Origin of the sequence: Lysobacter sp. BMK333-48F3, assembly GCF_019733395.1 — a bacterium.
Lineage (GTDB): Bacteria > Pseudomonadota > Gammaproteobacteria > Xanthomonadales > Xanthomonadaceae > Lysobacter.
Map to the genome: position 1 here is coordinate 1,696,242 of NZ_JAIHOO010000001.1, position 20,348 is coordinate 1,716,589.

General features: G+C 71.6%; 11 protein-coding genes. 8 read left to right on the forward strand and 3 right to left on the reverse strand.

What is annotated here, in order from left to right; all coding sequences use genetic code 11:
• Nucleotides 1–3: 3 nt before the first annotated feature.
• The gene (locus K4L06_RS07170) at nucleotides 4–753 is read right to left on the reverse strand and encodes an MlaE family lipid ABC transporter permease subunit (protein WP_221670746.1); all 750 of its coding nucleotides are present in this window, start codon (nucleotides 751–753) and stop codon (nucleotides 4–6) included.
• Nucleotides 753–1,541: an ATP-binding cassette domain-containing protein gene (locus tag K4L06_RS07175; protein ID WP_221670747.1), complete on the reverse strand. Its 789-nt coding sequence runs from the start codon at nucleotides 1,539–1,541 to the stop codon at nucleotides 753–755. The genes K4L06_RS07170 and K4L06_RS07175 overlap by 1 nt, the downstream gene beginning before the upstream one ends.
• Nucleotides 1,542–2,044: 503 nt before the next feature.
• On the opposite strand from K4L06_RS07175, the gene recC reads away from it, so the two are divergent.
• From recC to recD, 3 genes are read left to right on the forward strand one after another with little or no spacing between them, the layout of a single operon-like run.
• Complete coding sequence (gene recC / locus K4L06_RS07180; protein ID WP_221670748.1) at nucleotides 2,045–5,425, forward strand: exodeoxyribonuclease V subunit gamma; 3,381 nt, start codon at nucleotides 2,045–2,047, stop codon at nucleotides 5,423–5,425.
• Nucleotides 5,422–8,997 (forward strand): exodeoxyribonuclease V subunit beta, encoded by a 3,576-nt coding sequence (locus K4L06_RS07185; RefSeq protein ID WP_221670749.1) that lies wholly within the window; start codon nucleotides 5,422–5,424, stop codon nucleotides 8,995–8,997. Before recC ends, K4L06_RS07185 begins: the two co-directional genes overlap by 4 nt.
• Nucleotides 8,994–10,826, forward strand: coding sequence for an exodeoxyribonuclease V subunit alpha (gene recD / locus K4L06_RS07190; protein ID WP_221670750.1), 1,833 nt, complete (start codon nucleotides 8,994–8,996; stop codon nucleotides 10,824–10,826). The genes K4L06_RS07185 and recD overlap by 4 nt, the downstream gene beginning before the upstream one ends.
• 291 nt (nucleotides 10,827–11,117) lie before the next feature.
• Here the strand turns inward: recD and K4L06_RS07195 are convergent, their stop codons facing one another.
• A complete protein-coding gene (locus tag K4L06_RS07195; protein WP_221670751.1) occupies nucleotides 11,118–12,275 on the reverse strand; it encodes a LysR family transcriptional regulator in 1,158 nt (385 codons plus the stop codon).
• A gap of 473 nt (nucleotides 12,276–12,748) precedes the next feature.
• Here K4L06_RS07195 and K4L06_RS07200 point away from each other — a divergent pair, with 473 nt between their 5' ends.
• From K4L06_RS07200 to K4L06_RS07220, 5 genes are all read left to right on the forward strand, one after another.
• Nucleotides 12,749–13,000, forward strand: coding sequence for a DUF2798 domain-containing protein (locus tag K4L06_RS07200; protein ID WP_343225812.1), 252 nt, complete (start codon nucleotides 12,749–12,751; stop codon nucleotides 12,998–13,000).
• Nucleotides 12,997–13,947 (forward strand): SDR family oxidoreductase, encoded by a 951-nt coding sequence (locus K4L06_RS07205; RefSeq protein WP_221670753.1) that lies wholly within the window; start codon nucleotides 12,997–12,999, stop codon nucleotides 13,945–13,947. The genes K4L06_RS07200 and K4L06_RS07205 overlap by 4 nt, the downstream gene beginning before the upstream one ends.
• 71 nt (nucleotides 13,948–14,018) lie before the next feature.
• Complete coding sequence (locus K4L06_RS07210) at nucleotides 14,019–15,158, forward strand: efflux RND transporter periplasmic adaptor subunit (RefSeq protein ID WP_343225813.1); 1,140 nt, start codon at nucleotides 14,019–14,021, stop codon at nucleotides 15,156–15,158.
• Between the two features lie 145 nt (nucleotides 15,159–15,303).
• Nucleotides 15,304–18,474, forward strand: coding sequence for a multidrug efflux RND transporter permease subunit (locus K4L06_RS07215; protein WP_221670755.1), 3,171 nt, complete (start codon nucleotides 15,304–15,306; stop codon nucleotides 18,472–18,474).
• Nucleotides 18,467–19,918 (forward strand): efflux transporter outer membrane subunit, encoded by a 1,452-nt coding sequence (locus K4L06_RS07220; protein WP_221670756.1) that lies wholly within the window; start codon nucleotides 18,467–18,469, stop codon nucleotides 19,916–19,918. The genes K4L06_RS07215 and K4L06_RS07220 overlap by 8 nt, the downstream gene beginning before the upstream one ends.
• Nucleotides 19,919–20,348: the final 430 nt, after the last annotated feature.

Below are 20,348 nucleotides of genomic sequence, written 5' to 3' on the forward strand. Positions count from 1 at the left end.
CCTTTACTTGAACAAGAACGCCGACATCACGAAGTTGAACATCAGCACCAGCAGCGAGGCGTTGACCACCGCGCGGGTGGTCGCCACCGAGGTGCCCTCGATGGTCGGCTCGGCGTGGTAACCCACATAGGCCGCGACCAGCGCCGCGGTGGCGCCGAACACCGCCGACTTCACGAACGCCATCAGGAAATCGTCGAAGAAGTCGACGCTGTCCTTGAGCACCTGCCAGAACGTGCCGGCCTCCAGGCCGATCACGTGCACCGACTCGAAGTAGCTGGCGCAGATCGCCAGGCTGCAGAAGAAGCCGGTCAGCAGCGGCACGCACAGCACCGCGGCCCAGAAGCGCGGCGCCACCGCCTTGCCGACCGGGTCGATCGCCATCAGGCCCAGCGCGGTGATCTGGTCGGTGGCGCGCATCAGGCCCAGTTCGGCGGCGATCGAGCTGCCGGCGCGGCCGATGAACAGCAGCGCGGTCAGCACCGGGCCCAGTTCGCGGTACAGGCCCAGGCCGAGCATGGCGCTGACCTGGTTGGCGGCGCCGTAGGTGTCGAGCGCCCGGTAGCCCAGCAGGGTCACCGAAAGTCCGACGAACGCGCCGCCAACGGCGATGATCGGCAGCGAACGTGCGCCGATCTTGTAGATCTCACGGACCAGCTCGCGGAAAAAGTCGAGGCTCGGCTTGGACGCGCGCAGCACCGACAGCGAGAACAGGCCGGCGCGGCCCAGGGAGCGGGTCGCGGCGATGAAGGGCATCAGGCAACCTCCGATTGGCGCGGCGCGGCGTCGAAGCCGATCGGGCCGTCCGGCTCGCCGCGCAGGAACTGGCGCACCAGCGGGTCGTCGCTGCGCTCCAGCTCGGCCGGGGTGCCGGAGAACACGATGCCGCCGTTGGCGATGACGATCGCGTGGTCGGCGACCGGCAAGGTTTCGTGGACGTGGTGGGTGACCACGATGCTGGTCAGGCCGAGGGTGTCGTTGAGCCGGCGCACCAGGCTCATGACCACGCCCGAGGCGATCGGGTCCAGCCCGGTCAGCGGCTCGTCGTAGATCATCAGCGGCGGGTCCAGCGCCAGCGCGCGGGCCAGCGCGACCCGGCGCGCCATGCCGCCGGACAGCTCGCGCGGGAACACGTCGGCGGCGGCGCCCAGGCCGACCGCATGCAGCTTCATCAGCACCAGGCGGCGGATCAGCGGATTCGGCAGGCGGGTGTGGGCGCGCAGCGGCAGGGCCACGTTCTCGGCCGCGGTCAGGTCGGTCAGCAGGCCGTTGCCCTGCAGCAGCACGCCGATGCCCTTGCGCAGCTCCAGCAGTTCGCGCGAGCGGCGCGGCACCTCGCGCCCGAACACCTCGACCCGGCCGGCGGCCGGGGCCAGTTCGCCGGTCAGCGCCGACAGCAGGGTCGACTTGCCGCTGCCGGAGGGGCCGAGCACGGCGACGATGGCGCCGCGCGGCACCGACAGGTTGATCCCGCTCAGCACGCTGCGCCCGCCGCGATCGAGGCGGAGGTCGGTCAGGCGGACGATGGGCGGTTCGGTCGTCATGCGCGCGGGGCGGGTCCTGCGGTGAAGGCGGTGGGATCGACGGGCGGAGCGCACTGCAAAACGGCGCAGCTTGGCCGAGCCAGGCTGAACCGGGGTGGAGCGCGCCATTGTCGCAGGTTCGCCGGCCGGTCTCGCGGCGACGGCGGAATGGAGCGTTCGCTGGCCGCCGCGTCAGCGTGGCCTGGGGCGATTAAGAGGGCTTTAAGTGTGCTGGCGGGGAAGCCGTTGGTGGTTGGTAGAGCAACAGCAACAGCAAATCCCCCCTGCCCCCCTTTTTCAAAGGGGGGTAATGCTTCGGGTGGGGTGCCGGTTTGCGGTGGCGTCGCGGCACCTCGAAGCACCGCTTGCTGTTCCCCCTTTTGCACCGCTTTGCTGTTCCCCCCTTTGAAAAAGGGGGGCAGGGGGGATTTGCTTTGGGCTTCGGCTGTCGGCCCCACCACCGCGCCCCGTAAACGCCACACCCTGCCGCAGCGCAGCGCGCGCCCTTGCGGCAAGATGTCGCGATGCCCGCGCGCGCCGATTTCCGTCTCTACCATTCCAATGCGCTGGACGTGCTCGCCGGGCTGCTGGCGCAGGAACTGCGCACCCCGGCGCCGGGGCTGGGCCTGCTCGCGCCGGACACCATCCTGATTCCGCAGGTGGCGATGCGGCGCTGGCTGCAGGCGACCCTGGCCCAGGCCTACGGCATCGCCGCCAACCTCGAATTCCTCACCCCGGGCGAATTCGTCCGCCGCGCGCTCGAGGCCAACGTGCCCGGCGACGAGGACGACCTCGATGCCGCGGCGATGCGCTGGCGCCTGTACGCCACCCTGGCCCAGCCGGCGCAGTGGCGCGAGCCGGCGCTGGCACCGTTGCGCGCCTACCTGGACGGCGACGATCCGCTCAAGGCCTGGTCGCTGGCCGGCGAGCTGGCCTCGTTGTTCGAGAAGTACCAAGCCTGGCGCCGCGACTGGCTGCTGGCCTGGGACGCCGGCGGCGAGCGCCACGATCCGCAGGCGGCGCTGTGGCGCAAGGTCGCCGCCGGCCGCCGCTACCGCGCGCGCCGGATCGACGACTACCTGCAGCGCTTCGGCGGCGACCAGGCGCCGGCACCGCGCGGCCTGCCGCCGCGGTTGTTCGCCTTCGCCACCCTCAACGTCTCGCCCGACGTACTGCGGGTGATCGCGACCCAGGCCCATGCCGGCACCCTGCACTTCTACCTGCCGACCCCGACCCGCAAGTACTGGGGCGATCTGAGCAGCTACGGCCAGCGCCTGCGCCAGCTCGACGCCGCCGGCGGCGCGCCGGCCGCGGACGAGGAAGAAAACCCCTTGCTGCAGGCCTGGGGCGCGGCCGGGCGCGATTTCATGGCGGTGCTCGGCGGCTACGAAGTCGTGCATCCCTCCGGCGAAATCGCCGCCTATGCCGACCCCGAGGACAGCCGCCACGACGACCCCGCGCGCGACAGCCTGCTACAGAGGCTGCAGCGCGACCTGCTGCACCGGCGCGCGCCGCCGCTGCTGCCGTGGCGCGCCGAAGTCGAACGCGACGACGCCAGCCTGCAGGTCCACGCCTGCCACACCCGCCTGCGCGAAGTGCAGGTGCTGCACGACCAACTGCAGGCCTTGCTCGATCCGGACTCGCCGCAGGGCCGGCGTTTCGATCCGCCGCTGCAGCCGCGCGAGATCGCGGTGCTGGCGCCCGATATCGACCCCTACGCGCCGCACATCGCCGCGGTGTTCGGCGGCCTGGCCGGGCGCGCCGGCTACATCCCCTATGCGCTCGCCGACGTCAGCCCGCTCGCCGCCGAGCCGCTGGCCGAGGTGTTCCTGCGCCTGCTCGCGCTGCCGGTGTCGCGCTTCGGCCTGAGCGAAATCCTCGACCTGCTGGCGACCCCGGCGATCGCCGAACAGGCCGGGCTCGACGGCGCCGGCCTCGACCGTCTGCGCACCTGGCTGCAGGACGCCGGCGCGCGCTGGGGCATCGACGCCGCGCACCGGCGCCGCCACGACGCGCCCGGCGACGACGCCTACACCTGGGCCTTCGCCCTCGACCGCTTGCTGCTCGGCCACGCGGTCGGCCACGACCACGACGGCCACGGCGAACTGGTCGCCGGCATCGCGCCCTACGCCGAACTCGAAGGCGCCTCGCTCGACGCGCTGGATGCCCTGATCCGCTTGCTGCGGGTGCTGGCCCGGCACGAGCGCGCGCTCGATGCGCAATTGAGCCCGGGGCAGTGGGCCGAACGCCTGCTCGGCTTGCTGCGCGCGTTGCTGCCCGAGCGCCCGCGCGGCGGCGCCGACCAGCGCACCCTGGAGCGCCTGCGCAGCCTGATCGAAAGCTTCGCTCGCGACGCCGCGTTGGCCGACGTGGAAACCACGGTGCCGGCGGAAGTGGTGCGCGCGCATTTCCGCGCCGCCCTGGCCGAGGCCGATACCCGCGCGCCGCTGCTGACCGGCGGGATCAGCTTCGGCCGCATGGTGCCGATGCGTTTGATTCCGTTCCGGGTGATCTGCCTGCTCGGCATGAACGACGGCGACTACCCGCGCCGCGATCCGGCCGGCGGCCTCAACCGGCTCGCCGCCGAACTGGGCACCGCCGCGCGCCGCCACGGCGACCGTTCGCTGCGCGACGACGACCGCTTCTTGTTCCTGCAGCTGTTCGCCGCGGCTTCGGACAGTTTCTACCTGAGCTACCTCGGTGCCGACCCGCGCGACGGCAGCCAGCGCGAGCCGTCGGCCTTGATCGCCGAACTGCTCGACGTGGCCGCGCGCTACCACGCCGACCCGGCGCAGGCGCGCAAGGCCTTGCTGGTGCGGCAACCGCTGCAATCCTTCGCCGCGGCCGCGTTCGGCGCCGGCGAGCGCGAGGGCGAGCGCGAACCGCGCCGCTTCAGCTATCGCGAGGAATGGCGCGCCGCGGTCGACGCCGGCGCGCAGGAGCGCGCGCCGATCGGGCCCTGGCTGGAACAGCCGCTGGCGCCGGCCGCGAGCGAGGACGAGATCGCCTACGCCGAACTGCGCGCCTTCCTGCGCGACCCGCCGACCGCGTTCCTGCGCCAGCGCCTGGGCCTGCGCCTGCCGGACCGGATCGAGGCCGAGGACGACGTCGAGCCGCTGGTGTTGCCCGGCCCCGGCCTGTTCCGGCAACAACTGCAGCGGGCGGTGTTCGACGAATTGCTGAGCGGCGCCGGCGCGGTCGACCGCGAGCGTCTGCAGGCGCAATTGCGCGCGCGCGCCCTGCTGCCGTCCGGGCCGCTGGGCCGGCGCCAGCTCGACGCCCTGCTCGGCCAGGTGCGCCCGTACGCGGACGCGTTCGGCCGCTGGCGCGAGGGCGAGGCGCAGACCCTGGACTTCGCCCTCGACCTGGACGGCCGGCGCTTGTCCGGCCGGCTCGACGAGCTGTATCGCGGCGGCCTGGCGCGCTTGCGCTTCGACCGCGTGCACGGGCCGGCGCAGATCGCCCACGGCCTGGACTGGCTGGTGCTGTCGGCGCTCGGCGACGCGCGCCCGCTGGCCCAGTTCGCCGATACCGACACCGGCCCCGGCCCGCACCTGCGCCCGCCGGTACCGCCGGCGCAGGCGCGCGCCGCCCTGCAGGCCTTGCTGCGGCTGCGCGACTACGGCCTGCGCGAGCCGCTGCCGTTCCTGCCGCGCGCCGGCTGGCTGTGGTACGAGGCGGCGATGCAGGATCCGCAGGGCTGGAGCGACGCCGGCTGGAACAAGGCCGAAGCCCAGTGGCGCGGCAGCCCGCGCAGCTGGGCCGAGGCGGGCACGCCGGGCGCGCTGTTGGCGCTGCGCGGGCGCGACCCGTTCGCCGATCCCGAACTGGGCGAGCAATTCCGCGACATCGCCCGGCGCGTGTTCGGCGCGGTGGTGTCCGGCCGCGACGAGGACGCGGCATGAGCGCAGCGCGCGATCCCTTCCTCGACCTGCCGCTGGACGGCCTGCGCCTGATCGAGGCCAGCGCCGGCACCGGCAAGACCTACACCCTGGCGACCCTGGTCACCCGGCTGGTGATCGAGCGCGGCCTGCGCATCGGCCAGATCCTCGCGGTGACCTTCACCGACGCCGCCACCCAGGAACTGCGCGAGCGCCTGCGCCGGCGCCTGCTGCTGGCCGCGCGCATCGCCGCCGACGATCCGACCCTGGCCCGCGCCGGCGACGACGCCGAGCGCGCCCTGACCCGGCAGTTGGTCGAAGCCCAGGCCGAAACCGAAGGCGCCGCGGCGTTGCGCGCGCGCCTGCAGCGCGCCGCGCGCGAGATCGACCTGGCCGCGGTGGTCACCATCCACGGCTTCTGCGCGCGGGTGCTGGCCGAGCATGCGCTGGAAACCGGACAGCCGTTCGCGGCGCCGGAAATGATCGGCAGCGAACGCGAGCTGCTCGACGAGATCGCGGTCGACCTGTGGCGCGCGTTCGGCGATCAGGCCGCCGCGGCCGAACTGCTGTCGCGGCAGTGGCCGGGCGGGCCGGAGGCCTTGGCCGCCGACCTCGGCGCGCTGCTGCGCACGCCCTTGCTGCTGCCGCCGATGCCGGCCGAGACGGCCGATCCCTTGCCGGCGCTGGAAGCGGCGGCGCAGGCCTTGCGCGAAGCGTTCCGCGCCCACGGCGAAGACGCCTGCATCGCGCTGGAGACCGCGATCGCGGCCAAGGTGCTGAACGGCAACAGCTACCGCGCCAACCTGCCGCGCGAAGCCTGGGCCCTGCTCGAGCGCTGGTGCGCCGACGGCGACGCCGCGCAGGCGCTCGACCCGCGCCTGGACAAGCTCACCCCGGCCCAGTTGGCGGCCAAGACCAACAAGGGCAAGGACGCTTCGACCCCGGCCTCGCCCTTGTTCGACGCGGTCGCCGCCTATCTCGACGCGTCGCGCGCGCGCGCGCAGTGGCTGGACGGACAGGCGATCGCCTTGGTGCATCGCCTGCGCGAGGCCGCGGCCGCGCGTCTGGCCGAACTCAAGCGGGTGCGCCGGGTGCAGAGCTTCGACGACCTGATCGACGACGTCTACGACGCCTTGCAGGGGCCGCACGCCGAGGCCCTGGCCGAGCGCCTGCGCCAGCAGTACGCGGTGGCCCTGGTCGACGAATTCCAGGACACCGACCCGCGCCAGTGGGCGATCTTCGAGCGCGTGTTCGGTCCGCGCAGCGCCGCCCCGGCCGGGCTGTTCCTGATCGGCGATCCCAAGCAGGCGATCTATGGCTTCCGCGGCGGCGACGTGCACACCTATCTCGGCGCGGCCGCCCAGGCCGAGGCCGCGCCGCCGCTGGAGCACAACTTCCGTTCGCGGCCGTCGCTGCTGGCGGCGGTCTCGGCGCTGTACGCGCAGGCCGGCGCGGCCGCGTTCGTCGACGAGCGCATCCGCTTCCGCGAAGTCGCCCCCGGCGGCGCGGTCGCCGATGCCGATCTGTCGCGCGACGGCGCGATCGCGCCGGCCTTGACCCTGCGCCGTCTGCCGGCGCCCGGGGACGGACGCAAGAAGGCCGAATGGAATGCCGGCGAGTCGCGCGAGCAGGCCGCGCGCGCCTGCGTCGCCGCGATCCACGCCTGGCTGGCGCAGTCGCGCGAGGGCCGGGCGTCGATCGAAGGCCGGCCGCTGCAGCCGGCCGACATCGCCGTGCTGGTGCGCAGCCACGACGAAGCGGCGCGGATCCAGCAGGCGCTGACCGTGGCCGGCATTCCGGCGGTCGCCGCCGGCCGCCGCAGCCTGTTCGCGACCGAGCAGGCGCAGGAGCTGCTGAACCTGTTCGACGCCCTGCTCCAGCCCGGCGACGGCGGCCGCCTGCGCACCGCTCTGGCCAGCGTGCTGATCGGCCTGGACGGCGCGGCGATCGCGCGCCTGGCGCAGGACGAGGCCGAACAGGCGCAGTGGCAGGCGCAGGCCCTGTTGTGGCGCGAGCGCTGGCAGCGGCACGGGCCGCTGGCCCTGATCGCCGACCTGTGCGCGGCGCAGGCGCCGCGCCTGCTCGCGCTCGACGACGGCGAACGGCGCCTGACCAATCTGCTCCAGCTCGGCGAAGTGCTGCAGGAGGCCGACACCCGCGCGCTCGGCCTGCACGGCCTGCGCGACTGGCTGCGCCTGCGCATCGCCGAGGCCGACGACAGCGACGAGAAACAACAGCTGCGGCTGGAGTCGGACGCGCGCCGGGTGCAGATCCTGACCCTGCACAAGAGCAAGGGCCTGGAGTTCGGCCTGGTGTTTCTGCCGTTCGTGGCGATGAGCAAGGAACCGCGCGAAGGCCGCTGGTGCGAATACCCGGACCCCGCCCACGGCAAGGTCCTGCAGCTGAAGACCGAGCTCAGCGTCGCCGGCGCGCCGGACTGGAAGCAGGCCTTCGAGCGGGCCGCGCAGGAGCAGCGCGCCGAGGACGCGCGCCTGCTCTACGTCGGCCTGACCCGCGCCCGCCACGCGCTGTGGATCGCCTGCGGTCCCTTGTACCGCAGTGCGGAGGCGCCGCTGCAGCCGATGCTGGGCGACCTCGACGCGCTGGCCGCGGCGCTGCCGCAGGCGATCGAACTCGACGATGCGGCGTTGGGCGCGCCGCCGCGGCCGTTGCCGCCGGCGCCGAGCGGACAGGTGCCGCCGGCGCGGGTCGCGCGCCGCGGCGGACCGGCGCGCGACTGGTGGGTGTACAGCTTCACCCAGCTGACCCAGGAGGACGACCGTGCCGCCGCGGCCGAAGAGCGCGGCGCCGAAGACGAGCCGGAGACGGCGCCGGTGTTGCTGGCGCCGGGCGATGCGCGTTTCTCCGGCAGCCGCTTCGGCAACGTCCTGCACGAAGCCCTAGAACGGGTCGATTTCCAGCGCTGGAGCGACTGGCGCGAGGACAGCGTGTTGGCGCCGGACCAGGCTGCGCTGTTGGTGCAGGCGCTGCGCAAGGAAGGCTATGCCGAGGCCGACCTCGACGACGGCGTTGCGCTGCTCGCCTCCTTGGTCGGCCGCACCCTGACCGCGGCCCTGCCCGAAGGCGCGCGCCTGTGCGCGTTGCCGGAGGCGGCGCGGCGCGCCGAGATGGAATTCCACTTCGCCCTGGAGTCGGTGCCGGTCGATGCGCTGCTGGCGACCCTGCATGCCCACGGTTGGCTGCGCGAACGGCGCGGCTTCGGTCTGCGCCGGCGCCTGGACGGCCTGATGACCGGCAAGATCGACCTGGTCTACGCCCACGACGGCCGTTACTACGTGCTCGACTACAAGACCAATCGCCTGCCGGGCTACGAGCCGGCGCAACTGGAGCGGGCGATGGCCGACAGCGAATACACCCTGCAATCGCTGATCTACACCCTCGCCCTGCACCGCTGGCTGCGCTTCCGCCTCGGCGAGAGTTACGACTACGCGCGCGATTTCGGCGGCGTGCGCTACCTGTTCTGCCGCGGCCTGGATCCGGCCGACCCGGCCGCCGGGGTGTGCGCGTTCGTGCCGCCGGCGGCGCTGGTCGAGGCGGTCGACGGCTTGTTCGCCGGCCACGGGGTCAGCGCATGAGCCTGCTCGATGCGCTGCTGCGCGACGGCAGCCTGCGCACCGTCGACCACGCCCTGGCCCAGGCCTTGCGCCGGCTCGACCGCGACACGCCGGACCCGGTGCTGGCGGCGGCGGCGCTGGCCTCGCAGGCGATCGCGCGCGGCCACGCCGGGTTCGATCCGGCCCAGCCGCAGGCCTACAGCGAAGCGGCGATCGACTGGCCCGAGCCGCAGGCCTGGCGCGAGGCGCTGGCGCAGTCGCGCTGGGTGGCCACGCCGGAGCCTGCGCAGCCGGCCGACGCCGAGGCGCCGCTGGTGCTGGAGCGCGGCCTGCTGTACCTGCGCCGCTATCGCGAATACGAACGCCGCCTGGCCCAGGGCCTGCGCCGGATCGCCGCGCATGCGCCGCCGCCGCCGGACCTGGCCGCGCTGGCGCCGTTGTTCGCGGCCTTGTTTCCGCAGGCGCGCGAAGACGACCGCCAGGCGCGCGCAGCGGCATTGGCGCTGCTGCAATCGCTGTTGATCGCCACCGGCGGCCCCGGCACCGGCAAGACCACCACCATCGCCCGGCTGCTGGCGCTGTTGATCGCCCAGGCGCGGTTGGATGGGGTAGCCGCGCCGCGCATCGCCCTGGCCGCGCCGACCGGCCGCGCCGCCGAACGCATGGCCGAAAGCCTGCGCCTGGCGGCGAGCGGCCTGCAGGCGCTGGAGCCGGGCCTGGCCGCGGCCCTGCCCGCCTCGGCCAGCACCCTGCACCGCCTGCTCGGCAGCGTGCCCGACAGCGCGCGCTTCAAGCACGATGCGCGCAACCCGTTGGCCTGCGACGTGGCCGTGGTCGACGAGGCCTCGATGGTCGACCTGCCGTTGATGTGCAAGCTGGTCGAGGCGGTGCCCGATGGCGCGCGCCTGATCCTGCTCGGCGATCGCGATCAATTGCCTTCGGTGGAAGCCGGCGACGTGCTCGCGGCGATCGTCGACGCCGCCGGCGACGACGAGGGCCTGCCGGCGCCGCTCGCCGAGCGCTTGCGGCCTCTGCTCGGCGAGCTGCCCGTGCGCGCCGATCCCGGCCCGCTGGGCGCCTGCCGGGTGCATCTGCGCCGCGGTTACCGCCAGGCCGAGAGCCTGGACCTGGCGCCGCTGGCGGCGGCGGTGCGCGACGGCGACGCCGACACCGCGCTGGCCCTGCTGCGCGGCGGCGAATTGGCCGGGGTGCATTTCCACGAAGACCTGCACGACCCGCTGACCGGCGCCGGCCGCGAGGCCTTGCTGCCGGCCTGGCGCGCGCTGAGCGAAGCGCGCGATCCGCTGCAGGCCCTGGCCCTGGCGTCGCGGCTGCGCCTGCTGACCGCGCTGCGCGACGGCGGCCAGGGCGCGGCGCCGCTCAATGCGCGGATCGAAGAGGCTCTGGCCGGCTCGCACCGTCCGAGCTATTTCCACGGACGCCTGCTGTTGATCACCGAGAACAGCTATCGCCACGGCCTGTTCAACGGCGACATCGGCGTATGCCTGCGCGCCCGCGACGATCAGGGCCGCGACCTGCCCGGCGCGCCGGTGCTGGCCTGGTTCGCCGGCGGCAGCGAGGGCGCGCGGCCGTTCCATCCCTCCGCCCTGCCCGCCCACGGCGGCGCGTTCGCGATGACCGTGCACAAATCGCAGGGCTCGGAGTTCGACTCGGTGTGGCTGCAGCTGCCGCGCCAGGACGCGCGCCATCTGTCGCGCGAGTTGATCTACACCGGCCTGACCCGGGCGCGGCGCGAACTGCATCTGGCCGCGAGCGAGCCGGTGCTGCGCCAGGCGCTGTCGCGGCACGCGGCGCGGGTGTCGGGGCTGGCGTGGCGGTTGGGTGGGTGAGGTTGCGGCAACAGCAGCAACAGCAACAGCAACAGCAAATCCCCCCTGGCCCCCCTTTTCAAAGGGGGGAATTCGTTGGGTGAGAACGAGGCGGCGGTCGCTATCGTCGCGTCTCCACCGCTCCTGCTGTTCCCCCTTGAAAAAGGGGGGGGATTCGTTGGGTGAGAACGAAGCGGCGGTCGCTATCATCGCGTCTCCACCGCTGCTGCTGTTCCCCCCTTTGAAAAAGGGGGGCTAGGGGGGATTTGCTCTTAGTCCGAGCGCGCTGCGCAAACCAGCCCCCATCGCGCCTCAAACCAGCGCCGCATCCTCGTCGCTGGGCGTATCGTCGCGGCGCGCATCGGCCGGCGTCGCCTTGGCCGCGCGCGCCGGGGTCTTGCCGCCGCGCGCGTCCACCGCTTCGGCGATGGCTTCGATCGCCTCCACCACCGGCACCGCGATCGTGCGCGATTCGCCGGCTTCCTTGGCCAGCCCATGCGCCAGCGCCGCTTCGGCTTCCTCGGAGGCCTTGCGGAAGCGCTTGGCGTCCGGGCACAGCACCTGCATGTAGTCGGCGTCGAAGTTGAGCCGCTCGACCAGGAAGTCGATGAAGGCGCGGACCTTGGGCGACTGCACCTGGCCGCGCGGGAACACCGCGTTGAACTCGTATTCCGGCCCGGTCCAGCCGGCCAGCACGCGCTGCACGTAGCCCTGCTCGGCGAAGGCCTTGACCGTAACGTCGGCGGCCAGCATCAGCGCCTCGCCGCACAGCAGCGCGCCGCGCAGCGGGCCCGGATCGTTGGCGACCATCACCGGGTCGATCACGTAGTCGACGCTGCGTTCGCCGTCGCTGAGCGTCCACACGTACTCGTTGTTGCGGCGAGACTTGGGCATCGCCAGGGTGCGGTGATGGCGCAAATCGTCCGGATGCAGCGGCTCGCCGTGGCGCGCCAGGTAGTTCGGGCTGGCGTAGATCTGGGTGCGGAAGATCGCCAGCCGGCGCTTGATCAGGTTGGAATCGGGCAGGTCGCCGACCCGCAGCGCGACGTCGATGCCCTTGTCGATCAGGTCGACGGTGTCGTTGCTGAGGTTCATCTCCACCCGCACCTCCGGATGGCGCGCATGGAACTCGCCCAGCAGCGGCGCGATCCAGGTGATGCCGACCGAATACGGCGCGGTGATCCGCAGCCAGCCGCGCGGGCCGCCCTGCAACTGGCCGACCGCGCTCTCGGCTTCGGCCAGTTCGCGGGCGATGCGCTGGCAGTGTTCGAAGTACAGGTTGCCGGCCTCGGTCAGGCCGAGCTTGCGGGTCGTGCGATGCAGCAACTGCGCGCCGAGCCGGGTTTCCAGTTCCTGCACCTTGCGGCTGACCGTGGTCTTGGGCAGGCGCAGCGCGCGCGCGGCGGCGATGAAGCTGCCGCTTTCGACCACTTTGACGAAGATCAGGGTGTCGTTGAGATCGTGAGCCATGGGGGATGGCCTCCTTTGCGAATGTTGGCGATGCCGCACTTGCGGTGTCGTGCGATGCGGCCTGGCCGTGGCCGCCGGTGCTGGAACGAAAGCGCGAAGCGGATGATCGAGTAACCACGCGACAGCGTCTGTGCATGAACGGGCCGGCGGCGATGACGTCTGTCACCGCGGCCGACTGATCCCGTCCACTGCCGTGGATGGCGCGCGGCGGCGACAGTGGCGGATGTCGTCGTCCCGGCCGTGCGGCGCCTCCTGCGCCGGCGACTGCTTCCCCTTGCCTGCGCTCCAGGCTTGGGGGCCGGACGCGGTGCGATCAAGAGGGTACCCGGGGTATTGGCCCGATGTCGGGACAATTATTCCCTGAATCAGTGGCTAATCAAGTGCCATTGGCCTCTCTACTCTGTGCCGCAGATCGACACGAGGCCCCCGCCATGTTGACCCCCCGTCAAGCCCGATTCGCTTTTCTACCTTTGATGCTGGTGGCCATGTCCGCCCTGATCGGGCTGGCCGTGGTCGTGTTCCGCCAGGGCCTGGCCCAAGGCCCGGAAGAGGCCTGGATGCTGGCCTGGGTGCTCGCGTTCACCATCGCTCTGCCCGCGGCGATGCTGCTGATGCCGGCCGTCGGCGCCCTGCTGGCGCATTACACCCGAGGTCATTCCGAGGGTGACACGCGTCATGGGATCATCCCGGTTGTGGGATCAAAAGTCCCGGGAGCGGGACAATGAAAGCTCCACTGGTTGTACTCGGTGCCACCGGCGGCGTCGGCCGCGGGGTCGTCCAGGCCGCGATCGACAGCGGCCGGCCGGTCGTCGCGGTCGCGCGCCAGGCCTCCGAACTGAAGGCGCTCAAGGCCGGCTACCCCCACGCCGACCTGACCACGATCGCCGGTTCGGTCGCCAACGACGCCGCCGGCGCCAAGCTCGCGCGCGCGCTGCGCAAGCTCGGCCGCCCGCTCGCCGGCGTGGTCGCCGCGGTCTGCGGCAACGCCGAACGCGGCCGCCTGCTCGACAACCCGGCCGAGTTTCTGCGCCGCAAGCTCGACGAGGACCTCCTCCCCCACCTCGCCGCGGCGCGTCACTTGCTGCCTCTGCTGGCCGAATACGATCGCGGCGGCACCTACGTGCTGATCGGCGGTCCCGGCAGCGAGCATCCCTGGGCCGGCTACGGGCACCGTTCGATCGGCGCCGCCGCGTTGCGCATGCTCGCGCGCGTGCTGCACGACGAAGCGCGCCAGCTGTCGGTGCGGGTGCAGTTGCTCGCCGTCGACACGCCGGTGTGCACCGAGTTCAACCAACGCCATTCCTGCCCCGAATGGCCGAGCGCGCTGTCGGTCGGTCAGCGCGCCCTGGCCCTGGTCGAGCACGACGTCAGCGGCGAACTGCCGCGCCCGATCGTGCCCTACGCGCTGCGCCTGTCGCCGCCGGAACTGCCGCCGCGCGGCGGCGCGCGCGTTCCGCTTCCGCCCGCCCGCGACGAGCCCGCGCGCTCGCAGCCCGCCAGCGATTCCGATCCCACCGCCCGCTCCATCCTCCCCAAGTCGACGCCTTCGACGGATGCGCAAGATCCGGACTGCGCATCGGACGAAAAGGCGCAACGCTGTCTGCAGGACGCGCGTGCGCTGTTGAAGTCGTTGACCACCAAGAATCCCAAACAGGAACCCACCCCCCGATGAGCACTCGCAAATCTCTCGTCCGCTCCGCCCGCACCGGCGTCGGACCCTCCGTGCTCGCGCTGGCCGCGAGCATCGTCATCGCCCTGGTCGGCGTGGGTTGCGGCAGCCAGGCCGCCACGCCGGAAGGCATGCCGCCGCCGCCGGAAGTCAGCGTCGCCCAGGTGCTGAACAAGCAGGTCCGGCAGTGGGACGAATTCACCGGCCGGGTCAGCGCGATCGAAACGGTCGAGCTGCGTCCGCGGGTGAGCGGCTATGTCGAGCGCGTCGCCTACAAGGAAGGCCAGGAGGTCAAGAAGGGCGACCTGCTGTTCGTGATCGACCAGCGCCGCTACCGCGCCGAACTCGCCCGCGCCCAGGCCGAGCTCGAGCGCGCGCGCGCCGAGGCGCGCCTGGCCCAGACCCAGGACAAGCGCGCCCAAACCCTGGTCGAGGCCAAGGCGATCTCGCGCGAAGAGTTCGAGACCCGCCGCGCCGCCAGCACCCAGGGCGACGCCGCGGTGCGCGCGGCCGAAGCCGCGGTCGCCTCGGCCCAGCTCGACCTGACCTTCACCGAAGTGCGCTCGCCGATCAGCGGCCGCGCCGGCCGCGCCCTGGTCACCGTCGGCAACCTGGCCTCGGCCGACCAGACCCTGCTGACCACCCTGGTCTCGCAGGATCCGATGTACGTCTACTTCGAAAGCGACGAGCAGACCTACCTGCGCTACCAGGAACTGGCCCGCAAGGGCGAGCGCGCCGACAGCAAGAACCCGGTCCGCGTCGGCCTGGCCAGCGAAACCGGCTACCCGCACGCGGGCACGGTCGACTTCACCGACAACCAGGTCGATCCCAGCACCGGCACCATCCGCGCCCGCGCGGTGTTGCCGAACCCGGACCGTCTGCTGACTCCGGGCCTGTTCGCCCGCGTCCAGCTCGAAGGCAGCGGCGACTTCAAGGCCCTGCTGGTCGACGACAAGGCCGTGCTCACCGACCAGGACCGCAAGTACGTCTACGTACTCGGGCCGAAGAACGAGGCGCTGCGCAAGGACATCGTGCCGGGCCGGATGATCGACGGCCTGCGCGTGGTCAGCTCCGGCCTGTCGCCGCAGGACAAGGTCATCGTCCACGGCGTGCAGAAGGTGTTCATGCCGGGCATGCCGGTGTCGCCCAAGAGCATCGCGATGGGCGCGCCGGCACCGGGTCCGCAGCTGGCGCAGGCGGCCGGGTCGAAGTGATCCGCGGCTAGCCGACCTTCCGAACCGGACAGCGTTTCCGCCCGGGCCTGGCGCCCGAGCCCGGTTCAAAAGCAATCGAAGGCCGCGCCCGCGACGGGCGCGGCCGGGGACTCATGCGGCCGCAAACCGCACCAAGGAATCCTTCATGGACTTTTCCAAATTCTTCATCGACCGGCCGATCTTCGCCGCGGTGTTGTCGATCGTGATCTTCGCCGCCGGCCTGATCGCGATACCGATCCTGCCGATCAGCGAATATCCCGAAGTGGTGCCGCCCTCGGTGATGGTGCGCACGGTGTATCCGGGCGCCAATCCCAAGGTCATCGCCGAAACCGTCGCCGCGCCGTTGGAAGAGGCGATCAACGGCGTCGAGGACATGATGTACATCAAGTCGGTCGCCGGCTCCGACGGCGTGCTGGCGATCACCGTCACCTTCCGCCCCGGCACCGATCCCGACGACGCCGCCGTGCGCGTGCAGAACCGGGTCAGCCAGGCGCTGGCGCGATTGCCCGAGGACGTGCGCCGGCAAGGCGTGACGACCCAGAAGCAGGCGCCGGTGTTCCTGATGGTGGTGCACCTGACCTCGCCCAACGGCAAGTACGACACCCTGTACCTGCGCAACTACGCCCGCCTGCACGTCAAGGACCAGTTGGCCCGGCTGCAGGGCGTGGGCGACGCGCAGATCTTCGGCGGCGGCGACTACGCCATGCGCGTGTGGCTGGACCCGGACAAGGTCGCCTCGCGCGGCCTGACCGCCAGCGACGTGCTGCGCGCCATGCGCGAGCAGAACGTGCAGGTCTCGGCCGGCCAGCTCGGCGCCGAGCCGATGCCCAACAGCGACTTCCTGACCCTGATCAACGCCAAGGGCCGCCTGCAGAGCGAGGAAGAGTTCGGCGACATCGTGGTCAAGAGCGGCGCGGACGGCGAAATCGTCCGCCTGGCCGACGTCGCCCGCCTGGAACTGGGCGCCGGCGACTACAGCCTGCGCTCGCAGCTCGACGGCAAGAACGCGGTCGGCATCGGCATCTTCCAGTCGCCGGGCGCGAACGCGCTGGAGATCCAGGAGCAGGTGATCGCCAACATGGATCGCCTGGCCAAGAGCTTCCCCGAGGGCATCAAGTACGAAGCGGTGTACGACACCACGATCTTCGTGCGCGACTCGATCAAGGCGGTGGTCACCACCCTGCTCGAAGCGATCCTGCTGGTGGTGCTGGTGGTGATCCTGTTCCTGCAGACCTGGCGCGCCTCGATCATTCCGCTGCTGGCCGTGCCGGTGTCGGTGGTCGGCACCTTCGCCGCGCTGTACCTGCTCGGCTTCTCGATCAACACCCTGAGCCTGTTCGGCCTGGTGCTGGCGATCGGCATCGTGGTCGACGACGCGATCGTGGTGGTGGAGAACGTCGAACGCAACATCGAAGAAGGCCTGAGCCCGCTGGAAGCGGCGCACCAGGCGATGAAGGAAGTGTCCGGACCGATTGTCGCCATCGCCCTGGTGCTGTGCGCGGTGTTCGTGCCGATGGCCTTCCTGTCCGGCGTCACCGGCCAGTTCTACAAGCAGTTCGCGGTCACCATCGCCATCTCCACGGTGATCTCGGCGATCAACTCGCTGACCCTGTCGCCGGCCCTGGCCGCGCGCCTGCTCAAGCCGCACGGCGCGGCCAAGGACGCGCCGACCCGCCTGATCGACCGTCTGTTCGGCTGGCTGTTCCGTCCGTTCAACCGCTTCTTCAACAGCAGTTCGGAGAAGTACCAGGGCGCGGTCTCGCGCACCCTGGGCAAGCGCGGCGCGGTGTTCGTGGTGTATGCGGTGCTGCTGGTCGCCACCGGCTTCATGTTCAAGGTGGTGCCGGCCGGCTTCATCCCGCTGCAGGACAAGCTGTACCTGATCGCCGGCGTGAAGCTGCCGGAAGGCGCCTCGATCGCGCGCACCGACGCCTTGCTGAAGAAGGTCACCGACATCGCCGGCAAGATCGACGGCGTGCAGAACACGATGGCCTTCCCCGGCCTGAACGCGGTGCAGTTCACCAACACGCCCAACACCGGCGTGGCGTTCCTGCCGCTCAAGCCGTTCAGCGAACGCAGCCGCACCGCCGAGGAGATCAACGCCGAACTCAACCAGAAGATCGCCGGCTTCCAGGAGGGCTTCACCTTCGCCCTAATGCCGCCGCCGATCCTCGGCCTGGGCAACGGCGCGGGCTATCAGCTGTTCGTCGAGGACCGCAACAACCTCGGCTACGGCGCGCTGCAGAACGCGCTCAGCTCGTTCCAGGGCGCGATCATGCAGACCCCGGGCATGGGCTATCCCAACAGCACCTACCAGGCCAACGTGCCGCAGCTCGACGCCGAAGTCGATCGGGTCAAGGCCAAGGCCCAGGGCGTGCCGTTGACCGAGTTGTTCGACACCCTGCAGACCTACCTGGGTTCGGCCTACGTCAACGACTTCAACCAGTTCGGCCGCACCTGGCAGGTCATCGCCCAGGCCGACAGCTCCTACCGCGACAGCGTCGAAGACATCGCCAACCTGCGTACCCGCAACGACCGCGGCGAGATGGTGCCGATCGGTTCGATGGTCACGGTCAAGCAGACCTTCGGCCCCGACCCGGTGCTGCGCTACAACGGCTATCCGGCCGCCGACATCGCCGGCGACGTCGATCCGAGCATGATGTCCTCGGCGCAGTCGATGTCGGTGATCAAGGACCTGGCCGATAAGGTCCTGCCCAAGGGCATGGAAATCGAGTGGACCGACCTGAGCTACCAGCAGGCCAGCCAGGGCAATGCCGCGCTGATCGTGTTCCCGCTCGCCATCCTGCTCGCCTTCCTGGTGCTGGCGGCGCTGTACGAAAGCTGGACCCTGCCGCTGGCGGTGATCCTGATCGTGCCGATGTGCATGCTCTCGGCCTTGCTAGGCGTGTGGCTGACCGGCGGCGACAACAACGTGTTCGTGCAGGTCGGCCTGGTGGTGCTGATGGGCCTGGCGTGCAAGAACGCGATCCTGATCGTCGAGTTCGCCCGCGAGCTGGAACTGCAGGGCAAGGGCATCGTCGAAGCGGCGCTGGAATCCTGCCGCCTGCGCCTGCGCCCGATCGTGATGACCTCGATCGCGTTCATCGCCGGCACCGTGCCGCTGGTGCTCTCGCACGGCGCCGGCGCGGAAGTCCGCTCGGTCACCGGCATCACCGTGTTCGCCGGCATGTTGGGCGTGACCCTGTTCGGTCTGTTCCTGACCCCGGTGTTCTATGTCGCGCTGCGCAAGCTGGTCGGGACCAAGCTGGTCTCGCACGGCGACCACCACAGCGCTCTGGAGAAGGTTCATGCGTAATCTGAAACTCCCCGCCGTCGCGGCGTTGAGCCTGGCCCTGGCGGCCTGCGCGGTCGGTCCGGACTATGTCCGGCCGACCCTGGCCACGCCGGATTCGTTCGCCCGCGGCGACGCCGCCGCGGCCACCGACGGCAGCGTCGCGCCGGAACCGGACAACGAGTTCTGGCAGAACTTCAACGATCCGCTGCTGACCCGGCTGATCGAGGAGTCGCTGTCGGCCAACCACGACCTGCGCATCGCCCTGGCCAATTACGACCGCGCCAACGCCTTGCTGCGCGGGGCCAAGTTCGACCGCTTCCCGACCATCACCGGCAGCGCCAGCGGCAGCGAGTCGCGCTCCAGCTCGGACCAGATGCCGAACGTGTCCAACGACGGCCGCGACAACGAGAGCTACGCCGTCCAGGCCAACGCCAGCTGGGAGCTCGATCTGTTCGGCCGGGTCCGGCGCGGGATCGAGTCCTCGCGCGCCGAGACCTGGGCCAGCGCGGCCGATCTGCAGGCGATGCAGGTGTCGATCGTCGGCGAAGTGGCGCGCAGCTACGTCGAACTGCGCGGCCTGCAGGAACGCCTGCGGGTCGCCCGGGTCAACGCCGACAATCAGAAGGAAACCCTGCGCCTGGTGCAGGCCCGCTTCGACGCCGGCCGCGGCACCGAGTTCGACACCTCGCGCGCCCGCGCTCAGCTCGAAGCCACCCTGGCCCGGGTGCCGAACCTGGAAGCCCAGGTCGCGGTCACCCAGCATCGCCTGGCGGTGCTGAGCGGGCAGACCCCCGACGCGCTGATCGCCACGCTCGACGCCGAGGCGCAACTGCCGGCGTTGCCGGCCCGGCTCGATGCCGGCACCCCGGGCGAGCTGTTGCGCCGTCGGCCCGACGTGGCCGCGGCCGAGCACCGCCTGCACGCCGCCACCGCGCGCATCGGCGTGGCCACCGCCGACCTGTTCCCGCGCTTCACCCTCAGCGGCCTGATCGGCTCGCAGGCGATCGACACCAGCGCGCTGTTCGAACGCGCCAGCGAGACCCGCCTGGTCGCGCTCGGCATCGACTGGTCGTTCCTCGACATCGGCCGGGTCCGCGCCCGGATCAAGGCCGCCGACGCCCAGGCCGAAGGCGAGCTGGCGCGTTACCAACAGAGCGTGCTGCTGGCGCTGGAGGACACCGAGAACGCGCTGGTGCGTTATGCCCGGGCGCGGGTCGAGGACCAGCACCTGGAGCGCGCCGCGCAGGACAGCGCCAAGGCGGCGCAACTGGCGCGGGTGCGTTACGAGGCCGGCGCCGCCGACCTGTTCGAGGTGCTCGACGCCGAACGCACCCAGTTGCAGGCCCAGGACGCGTTCGCCGATGGCCGCACCCGCAGCGTCACCGGCGCGATCGCCCTGTACAAGGCGATGGCCGGCGGCTGGCCGGGCCGCGAACCGGTGCGCGAGAGCGTGGCCGGGCGCTGAGCCTGGCCGCAGGGACGCCCGTCGGCCGCGGCCGACGAGCGTCCCGGGCCGATGGCCAGGCCGCGGCGAGTGCTGCATAGGTTTCTTGACCGGCGCGATTCCCGGGGCGCGGCGCGGCCCTTCCCCTCTCGATCGCCGCGCACCGGCGCCGGTCTTTTTGTCGTCCCGCGGCGGACCGGCCTGGCCGGTCCGCCGTGCGAGGCCCAGCCGCCTTCCGGGCGGCCGCTTTCCTCGACCGGTTTCCTCGACCCGACGGTCCGGCCGCGACGTCCCGCGGCGCGGCCCGCCCGCCGCCGGAACGGCGGACGCGACCTGGTAGCGCGTCCGCCGTGCTACGGCGCAGCGGCCGGATCGTCGGTTTTTTGTTCGCGCCAGGCGGCGCCCGCCCCGCCCCCGCACGGCCCCGCACCGTCTCGGCTAGACTGCGGTG

What these genes read in the sequence shown, in the direction of transcription:
- recC (WP_221670748.1), top strand. Translation starts at nt 2,045, where the DNA reads ATGCCCGCGCGCGCCGATTTCCGTCTCTACCATTCCAATGCGCTGGAC.
- K4L06_RS07185 (WP_221670749.1), top strand. Translation starts at nt 5,422, where the DNA reads ATGAGCGCAGCGCGCGATCCCTTCCTCGACCTGCCGCTGGACGGCCTG.
- K4L06_RS07205 (WP_221670753.1), top strand. Translation starts at nt 12,997, where the DNA reads ATGAAAGCTCCACTGGTTGTACTCGGTGCCACCGGCGGCGTCGGCCGC.
- K4L06_RS07195 (WP_221670751.1), bottom strand. Translation starts at nt 12,275, where the DNA reads ATGGCTCACGATCTCAACGACACCCTGATCTTCGTCAAAGTGGTCGAA.
- K4L06_RS07215 (WP_221670755.1), top strand. Translation starts at nt 15,304, where the DNA reads ATGGACTTTTCCAAATTCTTCATCGACCGGCCGATCTTCGCCGCGGTG.
- K4L06_RS07175 (WP_221670747.1), bottom strand. Translation starts at nt 1,541, where the DNA reads ATGACGACCGAACCGCCCATCGTCCGCCTGACCGACCTCCGCCTCGAT.
- K4L06_RS07170 (WP_221670746.1), bottom strand. Translation starts at nt 753, where the DNA reads ATGCCCTTCATCGCCGCGACCCGCTCCCTGGGCCGCGCCGGCCTGTTC.
- K4L06_RS07220 (WP_221670756.1), top strand. Translation starts at nt 18,467, where the DNA reads ATGCGTAATCTGAAACTCCCCGCCGTCGCGGCGTTGAGCCTGGCCCTG.
- recD (WP_221670750.1), top strand. Translation starts at nt 8,994, where the DNA reads ATGAGCCTGCTCGATGCGCTGCTGCGCGACGGCAGCCTGCGCACCGTC.
- K4L06_RS07200 (WP_343225812.1), top strand. Translation starts at nt 12,749, where the DNA reads ATGCTGGTGGCCATGTCCGCCCTGATCGGGCTGGCCGTGGTCGTGTTC.